Here is a 25,640-nt window from a genome sequence, read left to right on the forward strand (position 1 = left end):
AACCGTCCTCCGGCCCGACCGTGGTACGACGCGGCTTGCGCGGTCCGCCCTCGTACGGCACGGCCCCCCGCGGTCAGCGGCGCGGGGCGCACCGCCGCCCGGCCGTCACACGACGCGGATCTCCCGCTCCAGTTGTCCGGCGAGGGTCAGATAGCGCGGCCGCCGGGGAACCGGCACCAGACCGCGGATCAGCAGGTGCCACATCTCGGTCGTCCGGCGCGGCAGCCGCGCCACCGGTTCCAGGGGCCGGCCGGTGACCCGGGTGCCGACGAAGAAGCTCACCAGGGAGTGCGCGGCGGCGTGCACGTCCACGTCCGGGTGGACGTCGGATTCCCTGACCGCGCCGAGGAGTTTGCGCGTGGCGATCTCCAGCCACTCGGTGAAGGGGTGCGGCAGCGGCGGACGCACCGCGATTCCCCCCGTGGCGAGCCTGAGGCCGGCACGGCAGACCGGGCCTTCCACGCAGAGCCGGGTGAGCGCGAAGGTGATGCGCATCAGGGCCTCCAGTGACGAGCAGTCCCGCCCGTCCACGTCGTGCGCCGCCTGGCGCGCGGCCCTGGACTGCAACTCCATGATGGCCTGGGCCAGGTCTTCCTTGGCCGCGAAGTGGAAGTACAGCGCGCCCTTGGTCACCCGCGCGTGTTCGACGATGTCACTGAGGCTGGTCCGTTCGTAGCCGCGTCGGTCGAACAGGTCGGCCGCGGCCATGATGATGGTCGTGCGTGTCTGCTCTGCGCGTAACTGCCTCGGCATGGAGAGAGCACTCCAGGGGTGTGACGAGCGGTTGTGCTGTTTGCTTGCTGCACACAAACGATAGCTCACGGGCCGTCACACCCAACGGGACGCCTCGAATGGCTGGTTGAACAGATAACGAACCTGGTCGCGCGCACCGTGCCGGCCGCGTCGGCCAAGCGCGCGGGCGCCGCGAGCGCGGTCCTCTTTGCGGACGCGAGCGTTCCGGAGCGGGCGGTGACGGCACCGCGCCGGACCCGTGCCGCCCGGGTCCGGCGGGGCATTCCCGACCGGTGCCGAACACGTGTGAGGCGTCGGCCGGCCCGGCCGACGGCCCCCGAGGCGGCCACGGGACGCACTCGGCGGCGGCTCGGCCGTGCCGAGCCGCCGCGAGGAGCCGCACGCGAGAGGGCGGGCCGGGGCGGCCCCGAGGAGCGCCCCCGCCCGCCCCTTACGGTCAGTTGGCGGCGCCGGACGGCCGCACGGAGGCTGCCTCCGGGGCGGCGCCGGCCGCCGGTGCGGGGTCCGCCTTCATCGCCTTCGCCTCGCTCTTGAGGATGCGCAGGGACTTGCCCAGCGCCCGCGCGGTGTCCGGCAGTTTCTTGGAGCCGAACAGCACGATCACCACGATCGCCACGATCAGCAGATGCCAGGGTTCCAGTCCGTTGCGGAGCATGACCGCGCCCTCCTCTTCCTCACGTCTTCCGGTACGAGCCCGGTCGGCCCGTCCGGCCCGGCCGCGGTTGCCGCATCGCGCCACCGCCCGAAGACGGGCGCGGGTGCGCCGGCGGCGCTCCCCGGCAACCACACGAGCGTATCCCCGTCCCGCGGCGACGGCGGCACCGGCATCGGCCGGACCGCGCGAACCACTGTCGCCGGAACTTATCCTGGTCCCCGCTAGTTTCTACGGTGCTGTAGAAACAACCCCGCTCCGCCCGTCCTCCCGTACCCCCGTACGGAACGTGCGGAGGGGACCGACACGACATTTGGAGAGCACATGGCCCTGTGGGACCGCATCAAGGACTCCGCGACGCAGATGCAGACCCAGTTGGTGGCGAAGAAGAACGACCTGAAGAGCGGCGCCTTCCGCGACGCGAGCATGGCGATGTGCGCGCTCGTGGCCGCCGCCGACGGCACCGTCGACCCGTCGGAACGGCAGCGTGTCGCCCAGTTGATCGCCACCAACGAGGTCCTGCAGAACTTCCCCGCGGACGACCTGCGCCGCCGGTTCGAGGAGAACCTGAACAAGCTGACGACCGACTTCGCCTTCGGCAAGGTCAGTGTGCTCCAGGAGATCGCCAAGGCGAAGAAGAAGCCCGCCGAGGCGCGTGCCGTGGTGCAGATCGGCATCGTCATCGGCGGGGCGGACGGTGACTTCGACAAGACCGAGCAGGCCGTGGTGCGCGAGGCCTGCTACACGCTGGACCTGCCGCCGCACGAGTTCGACCTCTGAGCCTGCCGATCCTCACCGGACACACGTGGGGCCCGCCCGGCCGGGCGGGCCCCACGCCGTTCACACGCCCCGTCGGCCGCCGGGCGCCGGCGGCGCGGAGAGCCGGCCGGGGACGACCGCCCGGCCGGGACGCCGGTGTACGTCAGCCGAGACCGGCGGACTTCAGCCAGGCCCTGGCGACGTCCAGCGGGTCCTTCTTCTGCGACTGCACCTGGGTGTCCAGCTCCAGCAAGGTGGCCGTGTCCAGCTTGGCGGAGACCGCGTTGAGCGCGTCGACGCCCTTCTGGTCCAGGCCCGACTTGTGCACCAGCGGCTGGACGTTCTGGAAGCCGAAGAGGTTCTCCGGGTCCTTGAGGGTGACGAACTTCTCCCGGGAGATGGTCGGGTCCGTGGTGAAGAGGTCCGCGACCTGCACGACGTTCTTCTTCAGCGCGGTCTGGGTCAGCGCGCCGCCCGCGTCCAGCGCCTTGAAGGACTTGAACCGGAGCCCGTAGACCGACTGCAGGCCGAGCAGGCCCTGCTGCCGGGTCTGGAACTCCGGCGAGCCGCCGATGACCAGGTCACCCGCGACGTCCTTGAGGTCCGCGATGGAGGACTCCCGCGTGAGGTGGTACTTGGCCGCCGTCTCCTGGTTGACGGTGACGGAGTCCTTGTCCTGCGCGGGCGAGGGGTCCAGGAGGGTCAGCCCGGAATCGAGCTTGGCTTTGATGGCGGCCGTCGTCGCGGCCGCCGTCTTCGGCGCGGCCTTCTTGTCGAGGTAGGCGAGCAACGCGCCGTTGTACTCGGGCAGCACGGTGACGGCGCCGCTCTTGATCAGACCGTAGGTGGTCTCGCGGCTGCCGATGTTGAGCTTGTACTCGACCTTGACGCCCTTGGCCTTCAGGGCCTCGCCGTAGATGTCGGCGAGCAGCTTGCTCTCGGGAAAGTTGTTGGAGCCGACGACGACGGTGCCACCGCTCGCCTTCCCGCCCGAGAGCGGGTTGTCGGACTTGCTGTCTGAGGACGACGAACACCCCGTGACGAGCGCCGCGACGGCGGCGAGCGCGACGACGGCCGCACCGGGGAACCTCGTACCGAACCGGATGTTCTTCGGGTGGAAAGTCACCCTTCCGATCCAATCCAGCCCGTTCGTGATCAGTCAAGTGCCACCGGGTCACCGATTGGCGTCGATCCGTGGCACGTTGTGAACGAAGGGTCAACTGCTCCTGCGCACACCGGACGAGACCGCGAACCGCCCGGCCGCCCAGAACACCGCCAGCGTCACCAGCGCCAGCAGGGCGACCAGCGCGGCGCCGCCCACCACCTTCTCGTAGTCGAGCTGGTAGAGGCCGTCGATGATGTAGCGGCCCAGACCGCCGAAGCCGACGTAGGCGGCGATGGTGGCCGTGGAGATGATCTGGATGGCCGCCGAGCGCACTCCGCTGAGGATCAGCGGGAGCGCGACGGGCAGTTCGACCTGGAGGAGGACGCGCCACTCCTCCATGCCCATGCCCCGCGCGGCGTCCACCGGTGAGGGGTCGACGGAGCGCATCGCCTCGTACGTCGTCACCAGGATCGGCGGGAGGGCGAGGACGACGAGCGGGATCATCACCGGCACCAGCCCGAAGCCGAGCAGGATGAACATCAGCACCAGCAGGCCGAAGCTGGGCAGTGCCCGCCCGGCCGTCGCGATCAGCGAGAGGGTGTTGCCGCCGCGCCCGTAGTGGCCGGTGAGGAGACCGACCGGCAGTCCGATGACGGCGGCGACGGCGAGGGCGAGCAGGGAGTACCCGACGTGTTCGGCCAGACGTCCGGGGATGCCGTCGTAGCCGTGCCAGTGGGCGCCGTCACCGAAGAAGGCGCCGACGAAGTGGAGTACGTTCACCGGGCGGTGTCCTCCAGGGCGGGCACGGCCGGTTCGGGCCGGCCCTCGGTGGGCTCGGGTGTGCCGCGGCGCGCGGCGCGCGGCATCCACGGGGTCAGCAGCAGGCGCACGCCGACCAGCGCGGCGTCCACGAGGACCGCCAGGACGGCCGTGGACAGCACGGCGTTCACCGCGAGTTCGGGCCGGTGGTAGTCCCGCGCGTCCTGGAGCAGGTTGCCCAGCGCGCCCTGGTTGCCGATCAGCATGCCGACGCTGACCAGGGAGATGCTGGACACGGCCGCCACGCGCAGCCCCGCGATGATCGCGGGAACCGCGATCGGCAACTGCACGTGGAGGTAGCGCCGTACGGGCCCCAGGCCCATCGCGGTGGCGGCGGCCAGGGTCTCCCGCGGCACCGAGCGCACGCCGTCGACGATCGCCGGGACGAGGACGACCAGGCTGTAGACGGCGAGCGGGATCATCACGGTGAGCTCGGTCTGGCCGGTGTAGTCGATGAGCACGACGAAGAAGGCCAGCGACGGGACGGCGTAGAGCACGGTCGTCAGGCCCAGCACGGGCGCGTACAGCCAGCGGAAGCGTACGCACAGCTGACCGACCGGCAGGGCGACGACCAGACCGGCCAGGACCGGTAGCAGGGCCTCGCGCAGATGCAGGCCGATCAGACCGAGCCAGCTGTGCTGGAGGTCGCTCGGGATGTCGAAGAAGCCGCTCATCCGGTGACCTTCGCACCGCGGGCGCCGGCTTCGTCATCGGCGCCGCCTTCCTCGCCGGTCCCCTCCGCGCCGGGACGGCTCCCGCTCCCCGCGCCGGTACGGCCCTCGGCGTGGGCGCCCCGGATCGCCTCGCCGATGGCCTGCTGCGAGACGACGCCGACCGCGCGGCCCGCGCCGTCCACGGCGACCGCCCAGCCGGTCGGCGAGAGCACGGCGCAGTCGAGGGCGGCGCGCAGGGAGTCGACGCCGTACTCGAAGGGCCGTCCGCAGGGGATGAGCCGCGCGGAGTCGGCCGGCTCGGCGGTGAGGTCCTCCGGTGTGCTCCAGCCCAGGGGCCTGCCGTCGGCGTCGGTGACGAGCAGGTAGGGGACGCCGGCGGTGGCGCGGGCGGCGATCCGCTCGGCGGTGGAGCCGGCGGTGACGATCGGGTCGCCGCTCAGCTCCAGTGACCCGGAGCCGAAGAACGACAGCCGGCGGATGCCGCGGTCGGCGCCGAGGAAGTCCTCCACGAAGTCGTCGGCGGGGGCGGTGAGCAGTTCGGCGGGCGGGGCGTACTGGGCGAGCCTGCCACCGGTGCGCAGGACCGCCACCATCGTGCCGAGCTTGACGGCCTCGTCGATGTCATGGGTGACGAAGACGATCGTCTTGCCCAGTTCGGCCTGGATGCGCAGGAGTTCGTCCTGCAGCCCCTTGCGCACCACCGGGTCGACGGCCGAGAACGGCTCGTCCATCAGCAGCACCGGCGGGTCCGCGGCGAGCGCCCGCGCCACACCGACGCGCTGCTGCTGCCCGCCCGAGAGCTGATAGGGGTACCGCTTGGCCAGCGCGGAGTCGAGCCCGACGCGTTCCATCAACTCCGCCGCCCGGACACGGGACTTCTGCTTGCTCCAGCCCAGCAGCCGGGGCACCGTCGCGATGTTGTCGACGATGGTGCGGTGCGGGAAGAGGCCGGCGTTCTGGATGACGTAACCCATCGACCGGCGCAGGGTGTTGACGGGCCGGTCCCTGATGTCGGCGCCGTCGAGGAGGATGGTGCCCCCGCTCGGCTCCACCATCCGGTTGATCATGCGCAAGGTGGTGGTCTTGCCGCAGCCGGACGGTCCGACGAGGACGGTGATCGACCGGTCCGGTATCTCCAGCGAGAGCCGGTCGACCGCCACCGTGCCGTCCGGATACCGCTTGGTGACTGAGTCCATGCGTATCAAAACGCCGCATACCCTTCGGGTCTTCGGGCGCCGGCTGCGCCCGCTGTGCACCACGGTCGCGTGGGCCGTTGCGCACAGAGTCTAGACGCCCGGGGTGACGGCGGCCCGGAAGCACGCGAACGGGGCGCGCCCCTCTCAGGGCCCGCCCCGTGTCGGAGGGAGGTGCGTCAGTGAGCGCCGGGGCCTCCGCTGCCGAAGGATCCGCTGCCGCCCGGAGCCCAGCGGTTCCGGTGCTGGTCCTCGCTGCGCCGGGTGCCGGCGTGGTGGAGTTCGTGCGGCAGGATGCGCGTCCCGTCGTCGCAGTGCACCTCGTCCGGTTCCCGCATCTCGCTGATCTCCTCGATGGCTCCGGTGACCGGGAGGTGCGGCTGGTCGCACTCCTCGGGCCGGTCCGGCTCCCGGCGGAAGACGCGGATGCCCAGCCAGACGGCCCAGATCAGACCGCCCACCACGATGACCAGCCCGAGGAAGAAGATGAAGATGGCCCCGTTCTGCGACGCCGCGAGTACGACGGAGGAAGCTGTGCCCATGTCTTTTCCCACCTGCCTCCGCTGAGGGAAGTGAAGAATGTCCGGTGACACGGCCGATGTCACCTTTGACACACAGTGTCCCACTGTCCCGGGTCGCCGCAAAGCGCAGCGCCACGCCGGCCGGCGGGCGGCCGGCTCAGGCCCGGCCCCGGCCCGAGGGCGGCCGGGAGCCGGGGCCCCGCGGGTTCACTCCCCGGTCGGCCTCAGCTTCAGCGAGATGCTGTTGATGCAGTACCGCTGGTCGGTCGGGGTGGGGTAGCCCTCGCCCTCGAAGACGTGCCCGAGGTGCGACCCGCAGCGGGCGCACCGCACCTCGGTGCGCACCATCCCGTGGGAGCGGTCCTGGAGGAGTTCCACGGCGTCGGTGTCCTTGGGGTCGAAGAAGGACGGCCAGCCGCAGTGCGACTCGAACTTGGTGTCCGAGGTGAACAGTTCCGCGCCGCAGGCCCGGCAGGAGTAGACGCCCTCGGTCTTGGTGTCGGTGTACTCACCGGTGAAGGCGGGCTCCGTGCCGGCCTGGCGGAGCACCGTGTACTCGGCCGGGGTCAGCTCCGCGCGCCACTGCTCGTCCGACTTGTCGATGTCGTACGCCATGATCCCTCAAGCCCCTCAGTTCTCGGTGAGACGGTCCAGGATGCGCGGTCCGAGGTCGGTGACGTCGCCCGCGCCCATGGTCAGAACCAGATCACCGGTCCTGGCCATTCCCGCGACCACGTCCGGGACCTCGGCCTTGTCGTGGACGGCCGTGACGTCGGCGCCGGCGGCCCGGGCGGCCTCGATGATCAGCTCGCTGGTGACGCCGGGGACCGGGTCCTCACGGGCCGGGTAGATGTCCAGGACGGCGGAGGCGTCGGCGAGGGTGAGGGCCTGGCCCATCTCCTTGCCCAGTTCCTGGGTGCGGGAGAACAGGTGCGGCTGGAAGACGACCAGGATGCGGGAGCCGCCCGCCGCCGCGCGCATCGCCTCCAGGTCGGCGGCCATCTCGGTCGGGTGGTGGGCGTAGGAGTCGATCACCTGGACGCCGGCGGCCTCGCCCTTGAGCTGCAGGCGCCGCTTGACCCCGGTGTAGGCGGCCAGGGCGGGGGCCAGCTCGGTGGCCGGGATGCCGAGGGCCGCGCCCGCGGCCAGCGCGGCGACGGCGTTGTGTGCGTAGTGCCGGCCGGGGACGGAGACCGTGAACGTCAGCTCGGCGCCGTCCAGCAGAACGGTGACCTCGCTCTTCAGGCCCTGCGGCACGACCGACAGCACCCTCACGTCGGCGTCGGCCGCCTCGCCGTAGGTCACCGTGCGCACCGAACCGGCCAGCCGCCGGGTCAGCTCCCGGGCGCCCTCGTGGTCGGCCGAGATCACCAGCGTGCCGCCGGGGACGATCTTGCCGGCGAAGATCTCGAAGGACTCGTGGATCTCTTCCATCGAGGCGTAGTTGGCGTGGTGGTCGAGCTCGACGTTGAGGACGATGGCGACCTCGGGGGCGTACTTGTGGAAGCTGCGGTCCGATTCGTCCGCCTCGGCCACGAAGATGTCGCCCGTGCCGTGCAGCGCGTTGGAGCCGGGGGCGTCCAGGTCGCCGCCGATGGCGTACGACGGCTTCAGGCCCAGCTCGGTGAGGGAGACGGCCAGCATGGAGGTCGTGGTCGTCTTGCCGTGGGTGCCGGCGACCGCGATCGGGCGCAGGCCCCGCATCAGGCCGGCCAGGGCGTCGGAGCGGTGGACGACCGGGATGCCCAGCTCGGCCGCGCGGACCAGCTCCGGGTTGTCCTCGCGGATCGCCGAGGAGACGACGACGCAGTCGGCGTCGTGCGCGAGGTGCTCGGCCGCGTGCCCGATGTGCACGGTGACGCCCTGCGCGCGCAGCGCCTCGGCGGTGGCCGACTCCTTGGCGTCGCTGCCCGCCACCCGGGCGCCGCGCTGGGCGAGGATCTTGGCGATGCCCGACATTCCGGCGCCGCCGATGCCGATGAAGTGCGGTCGGTCCATGGCGGTAGGAAGGCCGGGTGCCATGCGCTTTTCTCCCCAGGTGGTGCGGCTGCGGTACGACGGTGTGCGCGCCGCCCGTGCGGAGGCGCCGCCCAAGCCTATGCCTTGCTGTGGGAGAACAGCTTCAGGACGGGTACGCCGACCTGGTGGCGGGCCCGCGAGGCCCAGTCCCGGTGGAAGAACTCCTCCACGTAGTGCGGGTCGGTCAGCACGATCACCTCGTCGGCGCCCACCTCGCCGACCAGCGCCTTCAGGGCGTCCAGCGGATGGTTTTCGACCAGGCGCCCCTCGGCCCGGCCGCCCGCCGCGCGCAGCGCTCTCAAGGACACGTCCAGGGCCTGCTCCCCCTCCCCCTTGGCGGCCTCGCCCTCGGGCGTGCCGCCCTCGCGGGCCGCCTCGTCGATCTCGCCGAGCGCGATGTCGTCGATGGCCCGCAGCAGCCGGTCCGCCTGGTCGCCGCGCGGCTGGAGCAGCACATGGAAGGAGACCGGCTCCTCCCCGTGCAGGGTGGTGACGAACTCGACGTCGGCGGATGTCAGGGCCTTCTCGATCATCAGTACGCTTGTGAACACCGGGCGCCCTTTCTCCTCCGAGGGTCCTTACACCCTCTCGCTGCCTCCGTGGGCCGGAACCAGCCCCCGCAGAAACCATCCTGCCCCGTGATCGCACAGGTATCGCGGGAATCGGTGTAGCCGTCACGAAGTAAGCGGAACGACCTTTTCCGATAATTTCGGGCACCGGGGCCCCGTCGGCGCGCAAAGGCGCACCGGCTCGGGCGCACCCGCTCGGTGGGCGCCTGCCCGGCGGAGGCGTCAGACCCGCCGGTAGCTGCTGAACAGGAAGCCCTCCTCCTCCAGCAGGGAGGACAGGACGAAGCGGTGCGGGACGGCGACCGGGGGCCCGCCGGCGATGCGCTGGGCGTCGCCCGCCGTCAGCATGGGGGACACGGTCAGACACAGCTCGTCGAGGACGCCCGAGGCCACCATCTGACCGAGCAGGCGCGGCCCGCCCTCGGTGAGCAGACGGGTGTGGCCCAGTTCGGCCAGGGCCCGCACCGCTCGCGGCGGGTCGATGCCCATGCCGTCCCCGGCGGTCACCACACGGGCGCCCGCCCGTTCCGCCGCCGCCGTCCGGTCCGGGGCGGCCGCGGCGCCGGTCAGGATCAGCGTGGGCACCAGGGGCGAGGTGAACAGCGGCAGGGAGAAGTCCAGCTCCAGGCCGGCGGAGACGACCGCGATCGCCGGCGCGGGCCCCTGGCCGGCCGCCTTGCGCAGCGCCGCGAACTCCGCCCGCGCGCGGGCCGGGCGGTAGCCCTCCCGCCGCACGGTCTCCGCGCCGACCACCACCACGTCGGCCAGCGCCCGCAGGGTGCCGAAGATCCGCATGTCGGCGGCGCTGGAGATGGGGTGCGAACGGCCCTCGTGCTGCGCCGCCCCGTCCAGCGTCGAGACCATGTTGGCCCGCAGCCAGGGCTCGCGGCCCGCCGGTCCGGGTCCGGGGTAGGCGTAGGCGGCGGCCAGCTCGGCGAGGGTCCACTCCCGGTCCACGAGGGCGCCGGGCGTGCCCGCGCCGCCGGCGCCGCGGTCCTCCTTCAGGTCCTGGGCTGCTGTTTCGTCGGTCACAGGGAACAGGCGTCGCATGCCGTGCAGTGTTCCACGCCGCTTACCATGGGGAACCGTGTCGTCCTCCACAGCCGCCGCCGGGACCAACCCCGTGACCGAAGCCGCCCCGCTCTCCCTGTGCGCCCGCGAGCCGCACGTCCCGGCGGACCGGCTGGTCGCCGAGATGGTGCCGCCGCCGCGCTTCGACTCGGTGCGCTTCGCGACGTACATCCCGGACCCGAACCAGCCCAGCCAGACCGAGGCCGTGCGGGTCCTGGAGGGCTTCGCCGCCGGACTCGACGGGTCGCCCGCCGGCGGTTCCGCCCGGCGCGGTCTCTTCGGCTTCGGCAGGAGCAGGGCCCCCAGGACGCCGGCCGGGCCCCGCGGGGTCTACCTCGACGGCGGCTACGGCGTCGGCAAGACCCATCTGCTGGCCTCCCTGTGGCACGCCACCCCGGCCGAGCCGGCGCGCAAGGCGTTCGGCACCTTCGTGGAGCTGACCAACCTGGTCGGCGCCCTGGGCTTCCAGAAGACGGTCGAGACCCTGTCCGGCCACCGGCTGCTGTGCATCGACGAGTTCGAGCTGGACGACCCCGGCGACACCGTGCTGGTGTCCACCCTGCTGGGCCGGCTGGTCGACGCGGGCGTCGCCCTGGCCGCCACCTCCAACACGCTGCCGGGCAAGCTCGGCGAGGGCCGGTTCGCGGCGGCCGACTTCCTGCGCGAGATCCAGGGGCTGTCCGCGCACTTCCGCGCGCTGCGCATCGACGGCGAGGACTACCGCCACCGCGGGCTGCCCGAGGCGCCGGCGCCGTTCACCGACGAGCAGGTGACCAGGACGGCGCACGCCACCGCCAACGCCTCGCTCGACGGCTTCCCCCAGCTCCTCGAGCACCTGGCCAGGGTCCACCCCAGCCGCTACGGCGCGCTCACCGACGGCGTCGTGGCCGTGTGTCTGACCGGGGTGCGGCCGGTGCCCGACCAGTCGACCGCGCTGCGGCTGGTCGTGCTCGCCGACCGGCTCTACGACCGCGAGGTGCCCGTACTGGCCTCCGGGGTCCCCTTCGACCAGTTGTTCAGCGAGGAGATGCTGAACGGGGGCTACCGCAAGAAGTACTTCCGCGCGATATCCCGGCTGACCGCGCTCGCCCGCGACGCCAAGGCGCTCACCGAGGCCCGCTGACGGTCCGGCCGGCCCGGGACGCCGACGAGGGGCCGAGCACTCCGTGCCGTGCCCCCGAGGGCGGGTCCGCCGCGGACCGCGGGACCGGCCACGGACGGCCGGGCGCCCGGCCGAGGCCGTCTCCGCCACCGGCCAGGAGCCGGTTCACGCCATTCCACCGCGCTTTTCGGGCGCTCTTCGCCGCGTAACGTGGTGTTAACCCTGCAAACACCTTCGCGCGGCTACCGTATCTCTTGACCATTCATTGACCAATTCTTGGTCGTTGCAAAAGGTGTCCGACGTGCGGAGGGAGGCGCATGTTACGAGGTAAAACTGTTCGGACCGCGCTCGCGCTCCTCGCCACGACTCTGCTGACGCTGCTTTTCCTCGCGCCGGTCACATCCTTCGCACCAGCACACACGTTCGGTCGCGTCCAGGCCGCGGACCGGGCCGGAACGGCGCCCGCCGGCACCGTGCCGCGCGACGAGCGCGCCACGTTCCGGGACTGCGGCCCCGTCGGCCACCACCCCACCGGACCGCTGCGCACCCGCGACCGCCACCGGGCCACCGACTCCGGCCCCGAGACCCCCGAGCGCCCCATCCTCCGGCGCGGCTGCGCCGCGGCCCGCGAAGCGGCGGCGCCCGCCGCCGGGTGCTCCCGCACGCCGAGACCCGCGAGCGGCCGTACCCCGGCCGCGCTCCAGGTCTTCCGCTGCTGAGCGGCGGAGCGATCCTCACCCCCCACCTCAGTCGTGCAAGCCCGACGCGCCCTCACGGCGCGCCAGGAGGAGTCCCCATGCAACCCCTCATCGACAACGCCCGCACGTTCGGACAGCGCCCCGAGGAGTTCGCCGCACTCGCCGCGGGGCAGTGGCCGCAGGTCCTGTTCATCACCTGTTCCGACTCCCGGGTCGTCCCGGCCCTGATCACGGGCGCCCGCCCCGGCGAGCTCTTCGAGCTGCGCACCGCGGGCAACATCGTGCCCCCGTACGCCTCCACGCTCCCCACCGGCGAGGCGGCCACCATCGAGTACGCCGTGCAGGTGCTCGGCGTGAGCGACGTCGTGGTCTGCGGTCACTCGCACTGCGGCGCCGTCGGCGCCCTGGTCCGCGGCGACGACCTCGACGCCGTGCCCGCGGTGCGCGACTGGCTGACCGGCGCGACGCCCCGGCCGGCCGGGCCCGCCGAGGACCCGTGCGTCGCCGAGGCCGTGCAGAGCCACGTCCTGGCACAGTTGCTGCGGCTGCGCTCGTACCCGTGTGTCGAGCGGAAGCTGGCGGACGGCCGGCTGAACCTGCACGCCTGGTACTACGAGGTGCACACCGGCGCCGTGCTGGCGCACCGGCCGCGGTCCGACTCCTTCACGGCCCTGTGAGCGCCGCCGTGACGACGGTGACGGCCAGGTTCCCCTTCCTGCGGCAGGACGTCGCCGCCTCGCTCGTCGTCTTCCTGGTCGCGCTGCCGCTGTGCGTCGGCGTGGCGGTCGCCTCCGGGGTGCCGGCCGAGCTCGGCCTGGTCACCGGCATCGTGGGCGGCGTCGTCACCGGCCTGCTGCCGGGCAGCAGCCTTCAGGTGTCCGGCCCGGCCGCCGGTCTGACCGTGCTCGTGTTCGAGGCCGTCCGCGAGTTCGGGCTCTCCGCGCTGGGTGTTCTCGTGCTGGCCACGGGACTGCTCCAGCTCGTCATGGGCGCGCTGCGGCTGGGCAACTGGTTCCGGGCCATCTCGGTGTCGGTGGTCGAGGGCATGCTGGCGGGCATCGGTCTGGTGATCATCGCGGGCCAGCTGTACGCGGCGGCGGGGCTGAAGGCCCCGGCCTCCGGTCTCGGCAAGATCGCCGGGCTGCCGCGGGCGCTTCTCGACGCCCTGGCCGGCACCGAGGCCCCGGCCTCGCTCGCGGTCGGCGCGGGCACCGTCGCCGTGCTGGTGCTGTGGCGGCGGCTGCCCCGGCGGGCACATGCCGTGCCGGGCGCGCTCGCCGCGGTGCTCCTGGCCACGCTCGTCACCCTCGCGCTCGGCCTGCCGGTGGCCACGGTGCAGGTCCGGGGTCTGTTCGACGCGGTCCAGCCGCCCGGGGCCGAGGCCTTCGGCGAACTCGCGAACCCCGCGTTCTACGGCACCATCGTCGCCTTCACCCTCATCGCCTCCGCGGAGAGCCTGTTCAGCGCGGCGGCCGTGGACCGGCTGCACCACGGGCCGCGCACCCGGTACGACAAGGAGCTGATGGCCCAGGGCGCGGGCAACACGGTGTGCGGGCTGCTCGGCGCGCTGCCGATGACGGCCGTGATCGTGCGCAGCTCCGCCAACGTCCAGGCCGGTGCCCGCACCAAGGCCTCGCGGGTGCTGCACGGCGTGTGGCTGCTGGTGTTCGCGGCGCTGCTGCCCTCGGCACTGGCGCTCATACCCCTGCCCGCGCTCGCGGGCGTCCTCGTGCACGCGGGCTGGAAGCTGATCCCCTTCCGTCAGCTGGCGTCGCTGTGGCGGACGCACCCGGGCGAGGCGGTGATCCTGGTGGCGACCGCCGTGTCCATAGTCGTGGTGAACATGTTCGAGGGGGTGCTGATCGGCCTGGCGCTGTCGGTGGTCAAGACCGCCTGGGAGGCCTCGCACATGAAGCTGGAGGTCGTCGACGAGGGCGCCGGCCCGGTGCGGGCGGCGCTGTCGGGCAATGCGACCTTCCTTCGGCTCCCCCGGATCCTGGACGGTCTGGAGGCACTGCCCCGGGACCGGCCCGTGGAGCTGCACCTGTCCGGGCTGCACCACCTCGACCACGCCTGCCGTACGGCGCTGGAGAACTGGGCCGAGCGGCACAGCGCGGCCGGCACCGAACCGGTGAGGGTGACGGCGCCGCCCCGGTGACCGCCCTCGCCGGCCCCGCCGCGGCCGGGCCACCCGGCCGCGGTCGTCCGGTGGGGGCGTCCGGCCCGGTCGTCCGGTCGGGACGTCCGGTCGGGGCGTCCGGTCGGGGCGTCCGGTCCGGCGGCCCGGCCGTGGGGCCCGGCCGTGGGGCCCGGCCGTGGGGCCCGACCCCGGAGGCCCGGCTCCCCGGTCCGAGGGGCGACCGGGCCGACGGCCTGACCAGGCTGACGGCTCGACCGAGCTGACGGCTCGACCGGTCCGACGGACCGGGCCTATCGTTGAGGAAGGCGCCGCATCCGGGCGCACGGGCGACTGGTCGAGGAGTCGTCATCATGTTCGAGGACGTACTGACCGCCGTGATTGCCGCCGGCTGTGCCGGGCTGGTGTACCTCGCCGGGGCGGCGCGGGTCGTCAAACAGTACGAGCGCGGTGTGGTGCTGCGGCTCGGACGGTTCGCCGGTGGCGTGCGGTCGCCGGGCTTCACGATGATCGTGCCGTTCGTGGACCGGCTGTACAAGGTCAACATGCAGATCGTCACGCTCCCGATCCCGGCCCAGGAGGGCATCACCCGGGACAACGTGACCGTGCGGGTGGACGCGGTCGTCTACTTCAAGGTCGTCGACGCGGCCAACGCCGTCATCCAGGTCGAGGACTACCGGTTCGCCGTCTCCCAGATGGCGCAGACGTCCCTGCGCTCGATCATCGGCAAGAGCGATCTGGACGACCTGCTCTCCAACCGGGAGAAGCTCAACCAGGGACTGGAGCTGATGATCGACAGCCCCGCCATCGGCTGGGGCGTGCAGATCGACCGTGTGGAGATCAAGGACGTCTCCCTGCCGGACACCATGAAGCGCTCCATGGCCCGGCAGGCCGAGGCCGACCGGGAGCGGCGGGCCCGGATCATCAACGCGGACGCCGAGCTCCAGGCGTCGAGGAAGCTGGCCGAGGCCGCCCAGCAGATGGCGGACACGCCCGCCGCGCTGCAACTGCGGCTGCTCCAGACGGTGACGGCGGTGGCCACCGAGAAGAACTCCACGCTGGTCCTGCCCTTCCCGGTCGAACTGCTGCGCTTCCTGGAGAAGGCCCAGCACCCGGCGCAGGCCGCACCGGAGCCGCCCGGAGCGCTCGCCAACGGCACCAAGCCCTTCGCCCCTCCCGCTCGCGCCACCGCCTCCGAGGCCGCCTCCGTCACCCCGGTCCGGGCCGCCGCCGACGCCGCCTCGATCGACCCCGAGGCGGAGGCCGGACAGTAGGGGTCCGCGTGCGCCGCCGGCCGGGACAGGCGCCCCGGCCGGGCGCCGCGGCACGTCCGGGTCCGCCGCTCGTGCCGGGTCCGGCACGGCCGGTTCGCCGTCCCGCCCGTGCCCCGGGCGGGGCCCGGCCGCGGGTGCCCACCGGCCGGGTGATCGGACGGCCGCGCCGCTGTTCATATGGCTGGAGATCGTCCTAGCTTCATATGGTGATCCCATTTGTACGACGAATCACCGCTGCCTGCGCCCTGAGCGCCGCCCTCGCCACCCTCACCGCCTGCGGCACCGCCCAGGCCCCCGGCCTCGGTCACCCGGCCCCCTCGAAGACCGTCACCGTCAGACCCTCCGCCACCGCCCCCTCGAAGCCGCCCACCCTGACCCCCGGGCCCGGCGGCCTGACCCCCGTCTTCGCCCACGGCCCGCGGACCAGGGGGAAGACGGTCGCCTTCACCTTCGACGCCGACATGACCGCCGACCAGGGGCCGCGCGCGGCGAAGGGCGAGCACTTCGACAATCCGGCGCTCATCGCCACGCTCCGCGCCCTCAAGGTTCCGGCCACCGTGTTCATGACGGGCCGATGGGCCGAGGAGTACCCGGAGCAGGCCCGCTCCATCGGCCGGGACCCGCTCTTCGAACTCGCCAACCACTCCTACAGCCACTACGCGTTCACCGGCGACTGCTACGGCCTGCCCAGGGTCTCGGCGGACCGCATGCGCTCGGACGTGGAGCGCGCGTACACGGCGTTCCGCAAGGCGGGCGTGGAGCACCCGATGCCGTACTTCCGCTTCCCCGGCGGCTGCTACGACGACCAGGCGCGGCGGGCGCTCAGCGGCCTCGGCGTCACCGCGGTGCAGTGGGACGTGGTGAGCGGCGACGCGTTCGCGAAGGACGCGGACGCCGTGGCCCGGCAGGTGCTGGACGGGGTGAGGCCCGGCTCGGTGGTGGTCATGCACTGCACGCGCAGCGCCGCCCCCACGACCGAGCAGGTCGTGCGGACGGTCGTGCCCCGGCTGCGCAAGCAGGGCTACCGCTTCGTCAAGGTGTCCGACCTGATCGGTGCGACGATGGGACGTTCGTGACCGTTCCCCGCGGTCCCGGCCGCTCTACGCTTGAGCCATGAGCCAGAACGACGAGGACGGCGCGGGCGGCCGCGAGGACGACGGCGACTACTGCCTGATCGACACGGCCAGGCCCCCCAGGGCGGACGGCCCGCCCTACGCGGAGTGCGTGCTGTGCCGGGAGCCGACGGAGTACCCGGAGTCGTACAAGGGGATCACCCTCTGTCCCGTCTGCGAGTGGCAGGAGGCGCAGCGTACGGCCTGCTCGGGGTGAGCCGGAGCGGTCCGGATCGGCTCCCCCCGGCCCGCGGGCCGGGGGGAGCCGATCACCCGGCTGGCAGACTGGGGGTGTGAGCACCGACGAGACCACCGCGACCGCCGCCCCCGAGGACAGCCCCTTCCGGCACGGGCCGGACCCGCGCGACCAGGCACGGCAGTTCGTGCTGCCGCTGGTCGTCCGCATCGAGCGCGCCGCTCCGCCGGCCCGTACCGACGCGCTTCAGACGGCGGCCCGCGCGGTGCTGGTGCTGCTCGCCGACGAGCGGTCCCTCGGCGACGGCGAGTGGGCGCGGTCGGTACGGGACTGGCAGGACGCCCGGATCCGCAAGGTGGTGCGGCGGGCGCGCGGCGCGGAGTGGCGGCGGGCCGAGGCGCTGCCCGGCATCACGGTGACCGGGAAGGCGGCGGAGGTGCGGGTCTTCCCGCCCGTCCCGCTGGACGGCTGGCCCAAGGACCTGGCCAGGCTCCAGGTCTCCGGCACCGACCTCGACGACCCGGAGCCGCCCGCCGGCCACGAGCCAGGCCGGCCGGTGCTCTGGCTCAACCCCGGACTGGACATGTCCGCCGGAAAGGCGATGGCCCAGGCGGGCCACGGCGCCCAGCTCGCCTGGTGGGAGCTGCCCCGGGAGCAGCGCACCGCCTGGCGCGACGCCGGTTTCCCCCTCGCCGTCCGCACCGCCGCCCCGGAGCTCTGGCAGGACCTCACCACGAGCGGCCTCCCGGTGGTCCGCGACGCCGGCTTCACGGAGATCGCCCCGGGCTCGTGCACGGTGGTCGCCGACCATCCGGCGCTGCGTCAGGGCCGAGACCGGTAGCGGGCCGGCGTCCGCGCGCGAACCTCAAATGTTGCTCTGAAGGCGCGGGCCGCGGGATTCGCGGGCCGGCGCGGGGGCCATACCCCCGTCACGCGCGTCATGCGCGCTGCCGGGCGGCAGCGGGGGACGAGGGGGGACGAGGACCATGGAGCGGCTGGGAGCGGGGATCGGCTGGCGGCCGGAGATCGCGGACGTCGTGGAGCGGATGCCGGGCGTCGACTGGGTCGAGGTCGTGTCCGAGAACGTGTGCCCCGACCATCCGCCCGAGTCGTTGCGGCGGCTGCGGGCGCGCGGTGTGACCGTCGTGCCGCACGGTGTCTCGCTCGGGCTCGGCGGCGCCGAACGGCCGGACGCGGGCCGGCTGTCCGCGCTCGCCGAGCGGGCCCGGGCGCTCGGCTCGCCGCTGGTGACGGAGCACATCGCGTTCGTACGGGCGGGCGGCGCGCTGACCGCCTCGCCGCGGCTGGAGGCGGGGCACCTGCTGCCCGTGCCGCGGACCCGGGAAGCCCTCGACGTGCTGTGCGAGAACGTCCGCATCGCACAGGACGCGCTGCCCGTGCCGCTCGCCGTGGAGAACATCGCCGCGCTGATCTCGTGGCCGGGCGAGGAGATGACCGAGGGGCAGTTCCTGTACGAACTGGCCGACCGCACCGGTGTACGGCTGCTGATCGACGTGGCCAACCTCCACACCAACCACGTCAACCAGGGCGAGGACCCGGCCAGGGCGCTGGCCGAACTCCCCCTGGAGGCCATCGCGTACGTCCATGTGGCGGGCGGTTTTGAACGCGACGGCGTCTGGCACGACAGCCACGCCCACCCGGTCCCGCGGCCGGTCCTGGACATCCTGACCGACCTCGCGTCCAGCGTCCCGCCGCCGGGAGTGCTGCTGGAGCGGGACGAGAACTTCCCCGAACCGGTGGAACTGGAGCGTGAGTTGACGGCCATCGGCGAGGCGGTGGAACGGGGCCGCACGGCCCCCGCGCGGGTCGGCGCCGGTACCGCGGGCGACACCGGTGCCCGGGCCGGTGCGCACACCGGTGACGGTGACCGCGACGGTGACGACGGCGGCTCCGGGGCGGGCGGGCGGCCGCCGCTGAGGTCCGGCGACGGCGAGCCCGCGCGGCAGCGGCTGGCGCTCGCGCAGGCCGCGCTGCTGTCGGCGCTGGTGGCGGGCACGCCCGCGCCGGAGGGCTTCGACCGGGCGCGGCTGAAGGTGCAGGCCCGGGCGCTGGCGTCGAAGCGGGCGGACGTCGTGGCCAAGGTCGCGCCGGAACTGCCGATGATCCTGGGGGCGGGGTACCGGGCCGCGTTCCTCGCCCACGCGCAGGCGCATCCGATGGGCGGCGGCTACCGGCGGGACGCGATGGAGTTCGCGGAGTCCCTGTTGCGCGCCGGGCGGCCCGAGGACGCGGGAGCCCGGCGGAGGCTGCGGGAGTGGTGGCTGGAGCGGTCCGGGCCCGCGCCGAGGTCCCACCGGCCCGCCGTCCGGGCGGCCCGTGCGGCGCGGCGCGTGCTGCTGCGGCGCTGACGGCCGGCGTACCGGCGCCGCCGACCGGCCCCGCACGCCGCGGTCCCGACCCCGCGCGTCCCGGCGGGGCGCACGTCGCCGGTCGCGGCACCGGCCCGGAGTCCGCCTCGGCCCGGCCCGGTGCACACGCGCTCTTCGCCGGCCCGGGCGGCCGGCGCACCGGCCGCGGTGCCGTGCCACCCCTTCTCGCTCCCCCGGAGCGCGCTGACGCGCGGCGCCGCGACGGGAGGCACAGCGACCGCGCCTCCCGTCGGAGGCCGGGGCGTCCTCGACGGGACCGGGATCACCGTCCCGACGGGGCGGACCTCGCCCGTCGCCGCACCGGCCGGCCGCCGCCCGCGTGCTCCGTCCGCCCCAGCGGCCCCGGGCGTGGCCCCGCTGACCCGGCGAAACAAACGGAACGTCACCTACCGGCCACAGCTGGTCCGGAATGTGAACAGGCCATGGAGTTTCCCAGGCCGCTGGCATAGAAACGCGTCATGTTCTGGGTCCTTCTCCTGCTGCTGGCCTGGGCCGTCGCCGGCGTGGCGTGTACACGGCTGTGCCTGGCCGCCGTACACGCGGCGGCCGCGGACACGAACGACGCGACCACGGGCCAGGGACACGATCTGACGCTGTACGAGGCGGCGTTCCTCTCCGGCGGTCCGGCACGGGTCGCCGACGTCACCCTGGTCTCCATGGCACGCCAGCGCCGGCTGCTGCTCGCGCACACCGGCTGGGCGACGGTCGTCGACCCGCGCGGCCGGGACGAGATGGAGCGGTCCGTCATAGGGGCGATCGGCCCCGGGGGACAGTCCCGGATCGCGCCGGTGCGGGCCGCGACGGCCGCCGCGGACTCGGTGCGCGGGCTCGCCGACCGCCTGGTCAGCGCGGGCCTGGCCGTGCCCGAGGGATCGGGGTCGACCATCGCGGCCGGGGTCCGTCAGGTGCGGGCCGCCGCGCTGGCCGTCCTCGCCCTGGGCGCGACCGCGCTGCTGCTGCCCGGCCCGACCCAGATGCCCCGGGGCCTGGTCGCCCTCTGGTTCGCGCTGCCCCTCGTGCTCACCCTGAGCTGCCTGGCCATAGCCCGGGTGGAGGTCCACCCGTACTCCCGCTGGGCGTCCCCGGCCGGACAGCGGCTGCTCGGCACGCTGGCCCAGGGAGTGAACGGCGCCGGGGACGAGAGCGCGTACCTGGCCTCCGTCGCCGTACGCGGCGTCCGCGCGATCGGCGAACCGGAGCTGCGCGCGGCCTTCGCCCACCGCGACCAGCCCTGACGGGACCGACCGCGCCCGCGGGAGGGCGCGGGAGCGCTGGAGACCGGCGCGCGCTCCTGTTCGGGGCGCATCGGGCGCATTGACGCCGACACCGGCCGGCCGGTGCTTGCCTTGCTCCGCGGGCGAACAAGACTCCCTTCTGACGCCGCCGCACAGCGAACGCGCGGTGCGGCGGCCGCCGTGCGCCGAAGGGATACGCGATGAGAGCAGCCACCGTCTACGCGGCCGCCGGGTCCTTGGTCCTGACCGCCCTCGCCGCCGTCCCGGCCGGCGGCGCCCCCCGGGAGGCGCGGGTGCCCGGCGGGGCGGCGGAACTGCGCGGCACCGCCGTGGCCGCGGCCCACGCCCGGGCGGCCGGCATCGACTTCGGCGCGTGCCCGGGCGCCCGCGGCCTGCCCGCCGCCGTACGGTGCGGGACGGTGTCCGTGCCGCTCGACTACGCCCGCCCCGAAGGCAGGAAGATCCGGCTCACCGTCAGCCGGGTCCGGGCCACCGGCAAGGACCCCCGCGACAAGTGGCGCGCGGTGCCCCGCCAGGGCGCCCTGGTCTTCAACCCGGGCGGGCCCGGCGCCGACGGCACGTCCTTCCCGCTGATCGGCCTGCTGCCCGAGTGGAAGCGGATCGCCGCCGCCTACGACCTGGTCGGCTACGCCCCCCGCGGGGTCGGCCGTTCCGCGCCGCTGTCCTGCGTGAACCCCAGGGACTTCGTCAAGGCGCCGACCCCCGCGCCGACGCGTCCCTCGCAGGCGTACAAGGCGCGGCGCGTCGCGGCGGCCAAGGCGTACGCCAAGGGCTGCGCCGCGCGCGCGGGAGGGGCGCTCGGCCACTACACGTCCCTCGACAACGCCCGCGACCTGGACGTGCTGCGCGCGGCGCTGGGCGAGCGGCGGCTGACGTTCATGGGCGCCTCCTACGGCACCTACTTCGGCGCGCTGTACGCGACGCTATTCCCCTCGCACGTGCGCCGGATGGTCTTCGACTCGGCGGTGAACCCCGACCCGGCCCGTGTCTGGTACCACGACAACCTCGCCCAGTCGGCCGCGTTCGAGGGCCGCTGGACGGACTTCAAGGACTGGGTGGCCCGGCACGAAGACGCGTACGGGCTAGGCCGCACCGCGAACGCCGTGCAGGCCTCCTACGACAAGGCGCGGCGGCGCCTGGCCGCGAAGCCGGCGGGCGGCACGGTGGGGCCCGGGCAGTTGCAGGGCGCGTTCCTCGGCGCGGGGTACTTCGACGACTCCTGGCCGGGCAGCGCGGAGGCGCTGTCGGCGTATCTCAAGGGCGACGAGAAACCGCTGGTCGCGCTGGCCGCGCCGGACCGGGACGGAGCCGTGGAGGCGGAGAACGGCGCGGCGGTCTACACGGCCGTGGAGTGCAACGACGCGCCCTGGCCGACGGACTTCCGGGTGTGGGACCGGGACAACACGCGGCTCGCTCGGGTGGCGCCGTTCGAGACCTGGGGCAACGCGTGGACGAACCTGCCGTGCGCCTACTGGCCGGCGCCCCGGCAGCGGCCGCTGGACGTACGGACCGGGCCGGGTGAGCTCCCCCCGACCCTCGTCCTGGCCGCCGAGCGGGACGCGGCCACCCCGTACGAGGGGGCCCTGGAACTGAACCGGCGGCTGGCCGGTTCGGTGCTGGTGACCGAGCGGGACGCGGGCGCGCACGGCATCGCGTACGGCCCGAACCGGTGCGTCAACGCCTACGTGGACGCCTATCTGCTGGCCGGACGCCTTCCGGTGCGGCGCGCGGCCTGCGCCCCGCATCCGGAGCCGCGGCCGGACCGCCCCACCTTCCAGGAGTCGCGCGGGCGGGAGCTGCGGGACGCCCTGGAGCGGCAGGCGGGCCGACCCCGGGGCACGAGGTGATCCGCCCGTCCGGGACCGCTCGGGCGCTCTCCGGGCCGGGCCGGACCGGCGGGCCCGGCCCGGCGGCTCCGGGCGATCAGGCGAGGCCGGCGACCAGGTCCGCCACGTCCTTGCGCCGTCCGGTGAAGAACGGCACCTCCTCGCGCACGTGCATACGGGCCTCGGAGCCGCGCAGGTGGCGCATGAGGTCGACGATGCGGTGCAGCTCGTCGGCCTCGAAGGCGAGGAGCCACTCGTAGTCGCCGAGCGAGAAGGACGCGACGGTGTTCGCGCGCACGTCCGGGTAGCCGCGGGCCATCTTGCCGTGGTCGGCGAGCATCCGGCGGCGGTCCTCGTCCGGCAGCAGGTACCAGTCGTAGGAGCGCACGAAGGGGTAGACGCTGACGTAGTCGCGCGGCGTCTCGTCGGCGAGGAACGCCGGGATGTGCGAGCGGTTGAACTCGGCGGGCCGGTGCAGCGCCATGTTCGACCAGACCGGCTCCAGCGCGCGGCCGAGCCGGGTGCGGCGGAAGAGGTTGTACGCCTCCTGGAGCTGGTCGCTGGTCTCGGCGTGCCACCAGATCATGATGTCGGCGTCGGCGCGGAGGCCGGAGAGGTCGTACGTGCCGCGGATGGTCACGTCCTTGGCCGCGAGCTGGTCGAACAGCTCCTGGACCTCGTCGGCGTAACCGGTGCGGTCCTCGGGCAGGACGTCCTTCAGCTTGAAGACGGACCACAGCGTGTAGCGGATGACCTCGTTGAGGTCCTTTGCCAGCTTGCCCTTGTTCGGGATCCTGCCGGACTCGGTGGTGGAGGCGTCGTCACTCATGCGGCTATTCTCCCGCTCCGCCGTGCAGGCTCTGCACCGGGTGGGCGGTGAGTTCCTGCACAGCCGCCAGGTCGCCGCCGAGCTGGTCCACCGCCGCGTACGCGCTCGCCACGCACGCCGGGATGCCCACCCCGTCGTACACCGCGCCGCACACCGCGAGACCCGGCAGCCCGCGGATGTGCTCGCGGATGCGGGCCACGCGTGCGTGGTGGCCGACGGGGTACTGGGGCAGGCCGTCGGTCCAGCGGGTCACCCGGGTCTCGAGCGGCACGGCGTCCAGGCCGGTGGCCTCGCGCAGGTCGTGCCGGGAGACGTCGACGAGCTCGGCGTCCTCGCGCCGGAGCACCTCCGTCTCGCCGTGGCGCCCGACGGAGGTGCGCACCACCACCACGTCCGGGTCCTCGTCGGCGATCCAGCCCCACTTGCGGGAGGCGAAGGTCGACGCCTTGATGGTCCGTCCGTCGACGGGGGGCACGAGGAAGCCGCTGCCCTCGGGCAGCTCCGCGTCGCTCCGGCGGTAGGCGAGGGTGATCAGGGCCATGGAGGCGTACTCGACGGCCCGCAGCTCCGCCGCGGCCCGCGGGGACTCGGCGTGCAGCAGTCCGGCGGCGGCGGGCGCGGGCGTGGCGAGGACCACCGCGTCGGCGTGCAGCACCCGGTCCCCGGCGACGACCCGCCAGCCCGCCCCCGGCGTCCGGCGGCGCAGCTCGGTCACCGGGGCGCCGGTCAGGATCTCGCCGCCGCGGGCCCGCACCGACCGCGCGACCGCGAGCGGGAGCCGGCCGACCCCGCCCTCGATCCCCATGAAGACCGGTCCGGCCGCCTGCGCGCCGGCCGTCCTGGCCTGGATGCCGCGGACCGCCTCGGTCAGCGAGTCGTGGTGCCGTGCGGCCTCGAAGAGCTGGGGGACGGCCGAGCGCATCGAGATGCGGTAGGCGTCGCCGGCGTAGACCCCGCCGAGGAGCGGCTCGACCAGTCGGTCGACGACCTCGCGGCCCAGGCGCGCCGCGACGTACTCGCCGACCGCCACGTCGTCGCCGACCTCGGTGCGGGGCAGGTCGGCGTCCCGCTCGATGCGGGCCAGGCCCTCCGCGGAGAGCACCCCGGCGAGCGCGGCGGCGGTGCCGGGCACGCCCATCACGTGCCCCTTGGGCATGGGGCGCAGGGCGCCGCGGGTCCAGATCGAGGCGGAGGCGGTGGCGGGCGGCTGGAGCGCGTCGGCGAGGCCGTTCTCGCGGGCGAGGGCCACGGCCTCGGGCCGGCGGGCCAGCATCGACTCGGCACCCAGGTCGACGCGCACGCCCGCGATGTCGCCGGGCAGCAGCTTGCCGCCGACCCGGTCCGACGCCTCCAGCACGGTCACCCGCGCCCCGCGCTCCAGCAGCCGGTGTGCGGCGGCCAGCCCCGCGATCCCGGCCCCGACGACGACGACGTGCCCCGTGCTGTCCGTACCCGTTGTGCTCATGCCCCCCACTCTCTCAGACCCCCTCGGAGCTCCCACCCGGCCCCGGCGCGCGTCCCGGTGTCCTCGGCGAGTCCCGACCGTGACCTCTTCGGAACCGTTTCCGGCCAACGTCGCGCGGGGTCCGGGCGTCGAAGGAGCGTCAGTGGTCACCACGACCCTCGGGGGTACACCCACATGCGTGCACGACGTTCCGTCCGGTCCGCTTCCGCCCTGGCCGGGCTGCTGCTCGCCGCCGCCCTCGCGCTCACCGGGTGCAGCGCGGAATCCGGCGGCGGTTCCTCGGACAAGGCCGCGGCCGGCGCCGCCCGCAGCCAGGCGCACGACGGCTCCGGCGGCGGCGCGCCGGGCGGTGGGGGCGGCCGGGCCGCCGGTGCGAAGGCCGGCGCGTCGCCGAAGCTCGACACCGGCCACATCATCCGCACCGCCTCGCTGACCATCGAGGTCGCGGACGTCGCGAAGGCCCTCGGCGCGGCCCGCACGGCCGCCGAGAACGCCGGCGGCTACGTCGGCGACGAGACCACCTCCCGCGACGAGGACGGTCACGAGGAGACCCACGTGGTGCTGCGGGTGCCGGCGCAGGAGTACGACGGCGTCCTCGCCGGACTCCAGGGCGCGGGCAAGCTGGTGGAGCGCACGGCCAAGGCACAGGACGTCACCGACCAGGTCGTCGACGTCGACAGCCGGATCAAGTCGCAGCGCGCCAGCGTCGCCCGGGTGCGCGCCCTGATGGACAAGGCCGAGCGGATCGGCGACGTGGTCACCCTGGAGGGCGAGCTCAGCCGCCGCGAGGCCGACCTGGAGGCGCTGCTCGCCCAGCAGGCGTCCCTGAAGGACCGCACCGGCCTGGCCACCATCACGCTGTCGCTGTCCGGGGCCGCCACGCACAAGGCCGCCGACACGGACGACGGGCCCGGCTTCGGGGACGCGCTGACGGGCGGCTGGCACGTGTTCGTCACGGTGGTCCGCTGGCTCGCCCTGGCCCTGGGCGCGGTGCTGCCGTTCGCGGTCGCCGCCGCGCTGGTCGTCGTGGTGTGGCGGGCCGTACGGTCCCGGCTGCCGCGCCGCCCCGCGCCGGACGGGCCCGCGGGCACCGGGCCGGCGGAGCGGATGCCCGCGCGGCCGGACGGAGCGGCGGGCACTGGGCCGGCGGAGCCGGCGGCCGGACAGCCGGGCGGAGACCCGGGCGGACGGGGGGCCGGCCGCCGCATCGGGTGACGAGT

26 protein-coding genes are annotated in these 25,640 nt (G+C 74.0%); 13 read left to right on the forward strand and 13 right to left on the reverse strand.

Annotated elements, in window-relative coordinates:
- Positions 1-105 precede the first annotated feature (105 nt).
- Entirely contained in the window at positions 106-753 is a 648-nt protein-coding gene (locus ACF061_RS18905; protein WP_392268017.1) for a ScbR family autoregulator-binding transcription factor, read from the reverse strand.
- Between the two features lie 436 nt (positions 754-1,189).
- On the reverse strand, positions 1,190-1,408 hold the full coding sequence (gene tatA, locus ACF061_RS18910; RefSeq protein WP_392268018.1) for a Sec-independent protein translocase subunit TatA: 219 nt from the start codon (positions 1,406-1,408) through the stop codon (positions 1,190-1,192).
- A 321-nt stretch (positions 1,409-1,729) separates the two neighbouring features.
- Between tatA and ACF061_RS18915 the strand changes: the two genes are divergently transcribed.
- Entirely contained in the window at positions 1,730-2,185 is a 456-nt protein-coding gene (locus ACF061_RS18915) for a tellurite resistance TerB family protein (protein ID WP_392268019.1), read from the forward strand.
- A gap of 142 nt (positions 2,186-2,327) precedes the next feature.
- Here the strand turns inward: ACF061_RS18915 and ACF061_RS18920 are convergent, their stop codons facing one another.
- The 9 genes from ACF061_RS18920 to ACF061_RS18960 form a co-directional block, all read right to left on the reverse strand.
- Positions 2,328-3,290 (reverse strand): ABC transporter substrate-binding protein, encoded by a 963-nt coding sequence (locus ACF061_RS18920; protein WP_392268020.1) that lies wholly within the window; start codon positions 3,288-3,290, stop codon positions 2,328-2,330.
- 90 nt (positions 3,291-3,380) lie between these two features.
- Positions 3,381-4,049 (reverse strand): ABC transporter permease, encoded by a 669-nt coding sequence (locus ACF061_RS18925; protein WP_392268021.1) that lies wholly within the window; start codon positions 4,047-4,049, stop codon positions 3,381-3,383.
- Complete coding sequence (locus ACF061_RS18930; RefSeq protein WP_392268022.1) at positions 4,046-4,762, reverse strand: ABC transporter permease; 717 nt, start codon at positions 4,760-4,762, stop codon at positions 4,046-4,048. Before ACF061_RS18930 ends, ACF061_RS18925 begins: the two co-directional genes overlap by 4 nt.
- Complete coding sequence (locus ACF061_RS18935; protein ID WP_392268023.1) at positions 4,759-5,967, reverse strand: ABC transporter ATP-binding protein; 1,209 nt, start codon at positions 5,965-5,967, stop codon at positions 4,759-4,761. Before ACF061_RS18935 ends, ACF061_RS18930 begins: the two co-directional genes overlap by 4 nt.
- A gap of 167 nt (positions 5,968-6,134) precedes the next feature.
- The gene (locus ACF061_RS18940; protein WP_392268024.1) at positions 6,135-6,497 is read right to left on the reverse strand and encodes a DUF6479 family protein; all 363 of its coding nucleotides are present in this window, start codon (positions 6,495-6,497) and stop codon (positions 6,135-6,137) included.
- 186 nt (positions 6,498-6,683) lie between these two features.
- On the reverse strand, positions 6,684-7,091 hold the full coding sequence (gene msrB, locus ACF061_RS18945) for a peptide-methionine (R)-S-oxide reductase MsrB (RefSeq protein ID WP_392268025.1): 408 nt from the start codon (positions 7,089-7,091) through the stop codon (positions 6,684-6,686).
- 15 nt (positions 7,092-7,106) lie between these two features.
- Complete coding sequence (murC, locus tag ACF061_RS18950) at positions 7,107-8,498, reverse strand: UDP-N-acetylmuramate--L-alanine ligase (RefSeq protein WP_392268026.1); 1,392 nt, start codon at positions 8,496-8,498, stop codon at positions 7,107-7,109.
- Between the two features lie 74 nt (positions 8,499-8,572).
- On the reverse strand, positions 8,573-9,046 hold the full coding sequence (locus ACF061_RS18955) for an indole-3-glycerol phosphate synthase (protein ID WP_392268027.1): 474 nt from the start codon (positions 9,044-9,046) through the stop codon (positions 8,573-8,575).
- A gap of 240 nt (positions 9,047-9,286) precedes the next feature.
- Positions 9,287-10,114 carry a pyrimidine reductase family protein gene (locus ACF061_RS18960; protein ID WP_392268028.1) on the reverse strand — a complete coding sequence of 276 codons (828 nt, stop codon included), beginning with the start codon at positions 10,112-10,114 and terminating at the stop codon, positions 9,287-9,289.
- A 37-nt stretch (positions 10,115-10,151) separates the two neighbouring features.
- Here ACF061_RS18960 and zapE point away from each other — a divergent pair, with 37 nt between their 5' ends.
- The 11 genes from zapE (at position 10,152) to ACF061_RS19015 (ending at position 22,147) form a co-directional block, all read left to right on the forward strand.
- Complete coding sequence (zapE, locus tag ACF061_RS18965) at positions 10,152-11,258, forward strand: cell division protein ZapE (RefSeq protein WP_392268029.1); 1,107 nt, start codon at positions 10,152-10,154, stop codon at positions 11,256-11,258.
- Between the two features lie 296 nt (positions 11,259-11,554).
- Complete coding sequence (locus ACF061_RS18970) at positions 11,555-11,956, forward strand: hypothetical protein (RefSeq protein ID WP_392268030.1); 402 nt, start codon at positions 11,555-11,557, stop codon at positions 11,954-11,956.
- A gap of 77 nt (positions 11,957-12,033) precedes the next feature.
- Complete coding sequence (locus ACF061_RS18975; protein ID WP_392268031.1) at positions 12,034-12,612, forward strand: carbonic anhydrase; 579 nt, start codon at positions 12,034-12,036, stop codon at positions 12,610-12,612.
- An 8-nt stretch (positions 12,613-12,620) separates the two neighbouring features.
- Positions 12,621-14,093, forward strand: a complete 1,473-nt coding sequence (locus tag ACF061_RS18980; protein ID WP_392268032.1) for a SulP family inorganic anion transporter — start codon at positions 12,621-12,623, stop codon at positions 14,091-14,093.
- A gap of 332 nt (positions 14,094-14,425) precedes the next feature.
- On the forward strand, positions 14,426-15,346 hold the full coding sequence (locus ACF061_RS18985) for a slipin family protein (protein WP_392268033.1): 921 nt from the start codon (positions 14,426-14,428) through the stop codon (positions 15,344-15,346).
- Positions 15,347-15,552: 206 nt separating this feature from the next.
- A complete protein-coding gene (locus tag ACF061_RS18990; protein WP_392268129.1) occupies positions 15,553-16,422 on the forward strand; it encodes a polysaccharide deacetylase family protein in 870 nt (289 codons plus the stop codon).
- A 37-nt stretch (positions 16,423-16,459) separates the two neighbouring features.
- Positions 16,460-16,675, forward strand: coding sequence for a hypothetical protein (locus ACF061_RS18995; RefSeq protein ID WP_392268034.1), 216 nt, complete (start codon positions 16,460-16,462; stop codon positions 16,673-16,675).
- Between the two features lie 76 nt (positions 16,676-16,751).
- Positions 16,752-17,495 (forward strand): aminoacyl-tRNA hydrolase, encoded by a 744-nt coding sequence (locus ACF061_RS19000; protein ID WP_392268035.1) that lies wholly within the window; start codon positions 16,752-16,754, stop codon positions 17,493-17,495.
- A 145-nt stretch (positions 17,496-17,640) separates the two neighbouring features.
- Positions 17,641-19,023, forward strand: coding sequence for a DUF692 domain-containing protein (locus ACF061_RS19005; RefSeq protein ID WP_392268036.1), 1,383 nt, complete (start codon positions 17,641-17,643; stop codon positions 19,021-19,023).
- A 479-nt stretch (positions 19,024-19,502) separates the two neighbouring features.
- Positions 19,503-20,279, forward strand: a complete 777-nt coding sequence (locus ACF061_RS19010; RefSeq protein WP_392268037.1) for a TIGR04222 domain-containing membrane protein — start codon at positions 19,503-19,505, stop codon at positions 20,277-20,279.
- 200 nt (positions 20,280-20,479) lie between these two features.
- Positions 20,480-22,147 carry an alpha/beta hydrolase gene (locus ACF061_RS19015; protein ID WP_392268038.1) on the forward strand — a complete coding sequence of 556 codons (1,668 nt, stop codon included), beginning with the start codon at positions 20,480-20,482 and terminating at the stop codon, positions 22,145-22,147.
- 76 nt (positions 22,148-22,223) lie between these two features.
- On the opposite strand, the gene hemQ is transcribed toward ACF061_RS19015, so the two are convergent.
- Entirely contained in the window at positions 22,224-22,955 is a 732-nt protein-coding gene (gene hemQ / locus ACF061_RS19020; RefSeq protein ID WP_392268039.1) for a hydrogen peroxide-dependent heme synthase, read from the reverse strand.
- A gap of 4 nt (positions 22,956-22,959) precedes the next feature.
- Positions 22,960-24,420 (reverse strand): protoporphyrinogen oxidase, encoded by a 1,461-nt coding sequence (hemG, locus tag ACF061_RS19025; protein WP_392268040.1) that lies wholly within the window; start codon positions 24,418-24,420, stop codon positions 22,960-22,962.
- Between the two features lie 174 nt (positions 24,421-24,594).
- On the opposite strand from hemG, the gene ACF061_RS19030 reads away from it, so the two are divergent.
- Entirely contained in the window at positions 24,595-25,635 is a 1,041-nt protein-coding gene (locus tag ACF061_RS19030) for a DUF4349 domain-containing protein (protein ID WP_392268041.1), read from the forward strand.
- Positions 25,636-25,640: the final 5 nt, after the last annotated feature.

Origin of the sequence: Streptomyces sp. NPDC015220 (assembly GCF_043079345.1) — a bacterium.
GTDB lineage: Bacteria > Actinomycetota > Actinomycetes > Streptomycetales > Streptomycetaceae > Streptomyces.

Excerpts from the sequence above, each read along its gene's own strand:
- ACF061_RS18905 (WP_392268017.1), bottom strand. The coding sequence starts at position 753 with ATGCCGAGGCAGTTACGCGCAGAGCAGACACGCACGACCATCATCATG.
- tatA (WP_392268018.1), bottom strand. The coding sequence starts at position 1,408 with ATGCTCCGCAACGGACTGGAACCCTGGCATCTGCTGATCGTGGCGATC.
- ACF061_RS18915 (WP_392268019.1), top strand. The coding sequence starts at position 1,730 with ATGGCCCTGTGGGACCGCATCAAGGACTCCGCGACGCAGATGCAGACC.
- ACF061_RS18930 (WP_392268022.1), bottom strand. The coding sequence starts at position 4,762 with ATGAGCGGCTTCTTCGACATCCCGAGCGACCTCCAGCACAGCTGGCTC.
- ACF061_RS18940 (WP_392268024.1), bottom strand. The coding sequence starts at position 6,497 with ATGGGCACAGCTTCCTCCGTCGTACTCGCGGCGTCGCAGAACGGGGCC.
- msrB (WP_392268025.1), bottom strand. The coding sequence starts at position 7,091 with ATGGCGTACGACATCGACAAGTCGGACGAGCAGTGGCGCGCGGAGCTG.
- murC (WP_392268026.1), bottom strand. The coding sequence starts at position 8,498 with ATGGCACCCGGCCTTCCTACCGCCATGGACCGACCGCACTTCATCGGC.
- ACF061_RS18960 (WP_392268028.1), bottom strand. The coding sequence starts at position 10,114 with ATGCGACGCCTGTTCCCTGTGACCGACGAAACAGCAGCCCAGGACCTG.
- ACF061_RS18970 (WP_392268030.1), top strand. The coding sequence starts at position 11,555 with ATGTTACGAGGTAAAACTGTTCGGACCGCGCTCGCGCTCCTCGCCACG.
- ACF061_RS18975 (WP_392268031.1), top strand. The coding sequence starts at position 12,034 with ATGCAACCCCTCATCGACAACGCCCGCACGTTCGGACAGCGCCCCGAG.
- ACF061_RS18985 (WP_392268033.1), top strand. The coding sequence starts at position 14,426 with ATGTTCGAGGACGTACTGACCGCCGTGATTGCCGCCGGCTGTGCCGGG.
- ACF061_RS18995 (WP_392268034.1), top strand. The coding sequence starts at position 16,460 with ATGAGCCAGAACGACGAGGACGGCGCGGGCGGCCGCGAGGACGACGGC.
- ACF061_RS19005 (WP_392268036.1), top strand. The coding sequence starts at position 17,641 with ATGGAGCGGCTGGGAGCGGGGATCGGCTGGCGGCCGGAGATCGCGGAC.
- ACF061_RS19010 (WP_392268037.1), top strand. The coding sequence starts at position 19,503 with ATGTTCTGGGTCCTTCTCCTGCTGCTGGCCTGGGCCGTCGCCGGCGTG.
- ACF061_RS19015 (WP_392268038.1), top strand. The coding sequence starts at position 20,480 with ATGAGAGCAGCCACCGTCTACGCGGCCGCCGGGTCCTTGGTCCTGACC.
- hemQ (WP_392268039.1), bottom strand. The coding sequence starts at position 22,955 with ATGAGTGACGACGCCTCCACCACCGAGTCCGGCAGGATCCCGAACAAG.
- hemG (WP_392268040.1), bottom strand. The coding sequence starts at position 24,420 with ATGAGCACAACGGGTACGGACAGCACGGGGCACGTCGTCGTCGTCGGG.
- ACF061_RS19030 (WP_392268041.1), top strand. The coding sequence starts at position 24,595 with ATGCGTGCACGACGTTCCGTCCGGTCCGCTTCCGCCCTGGCCGGGCTG.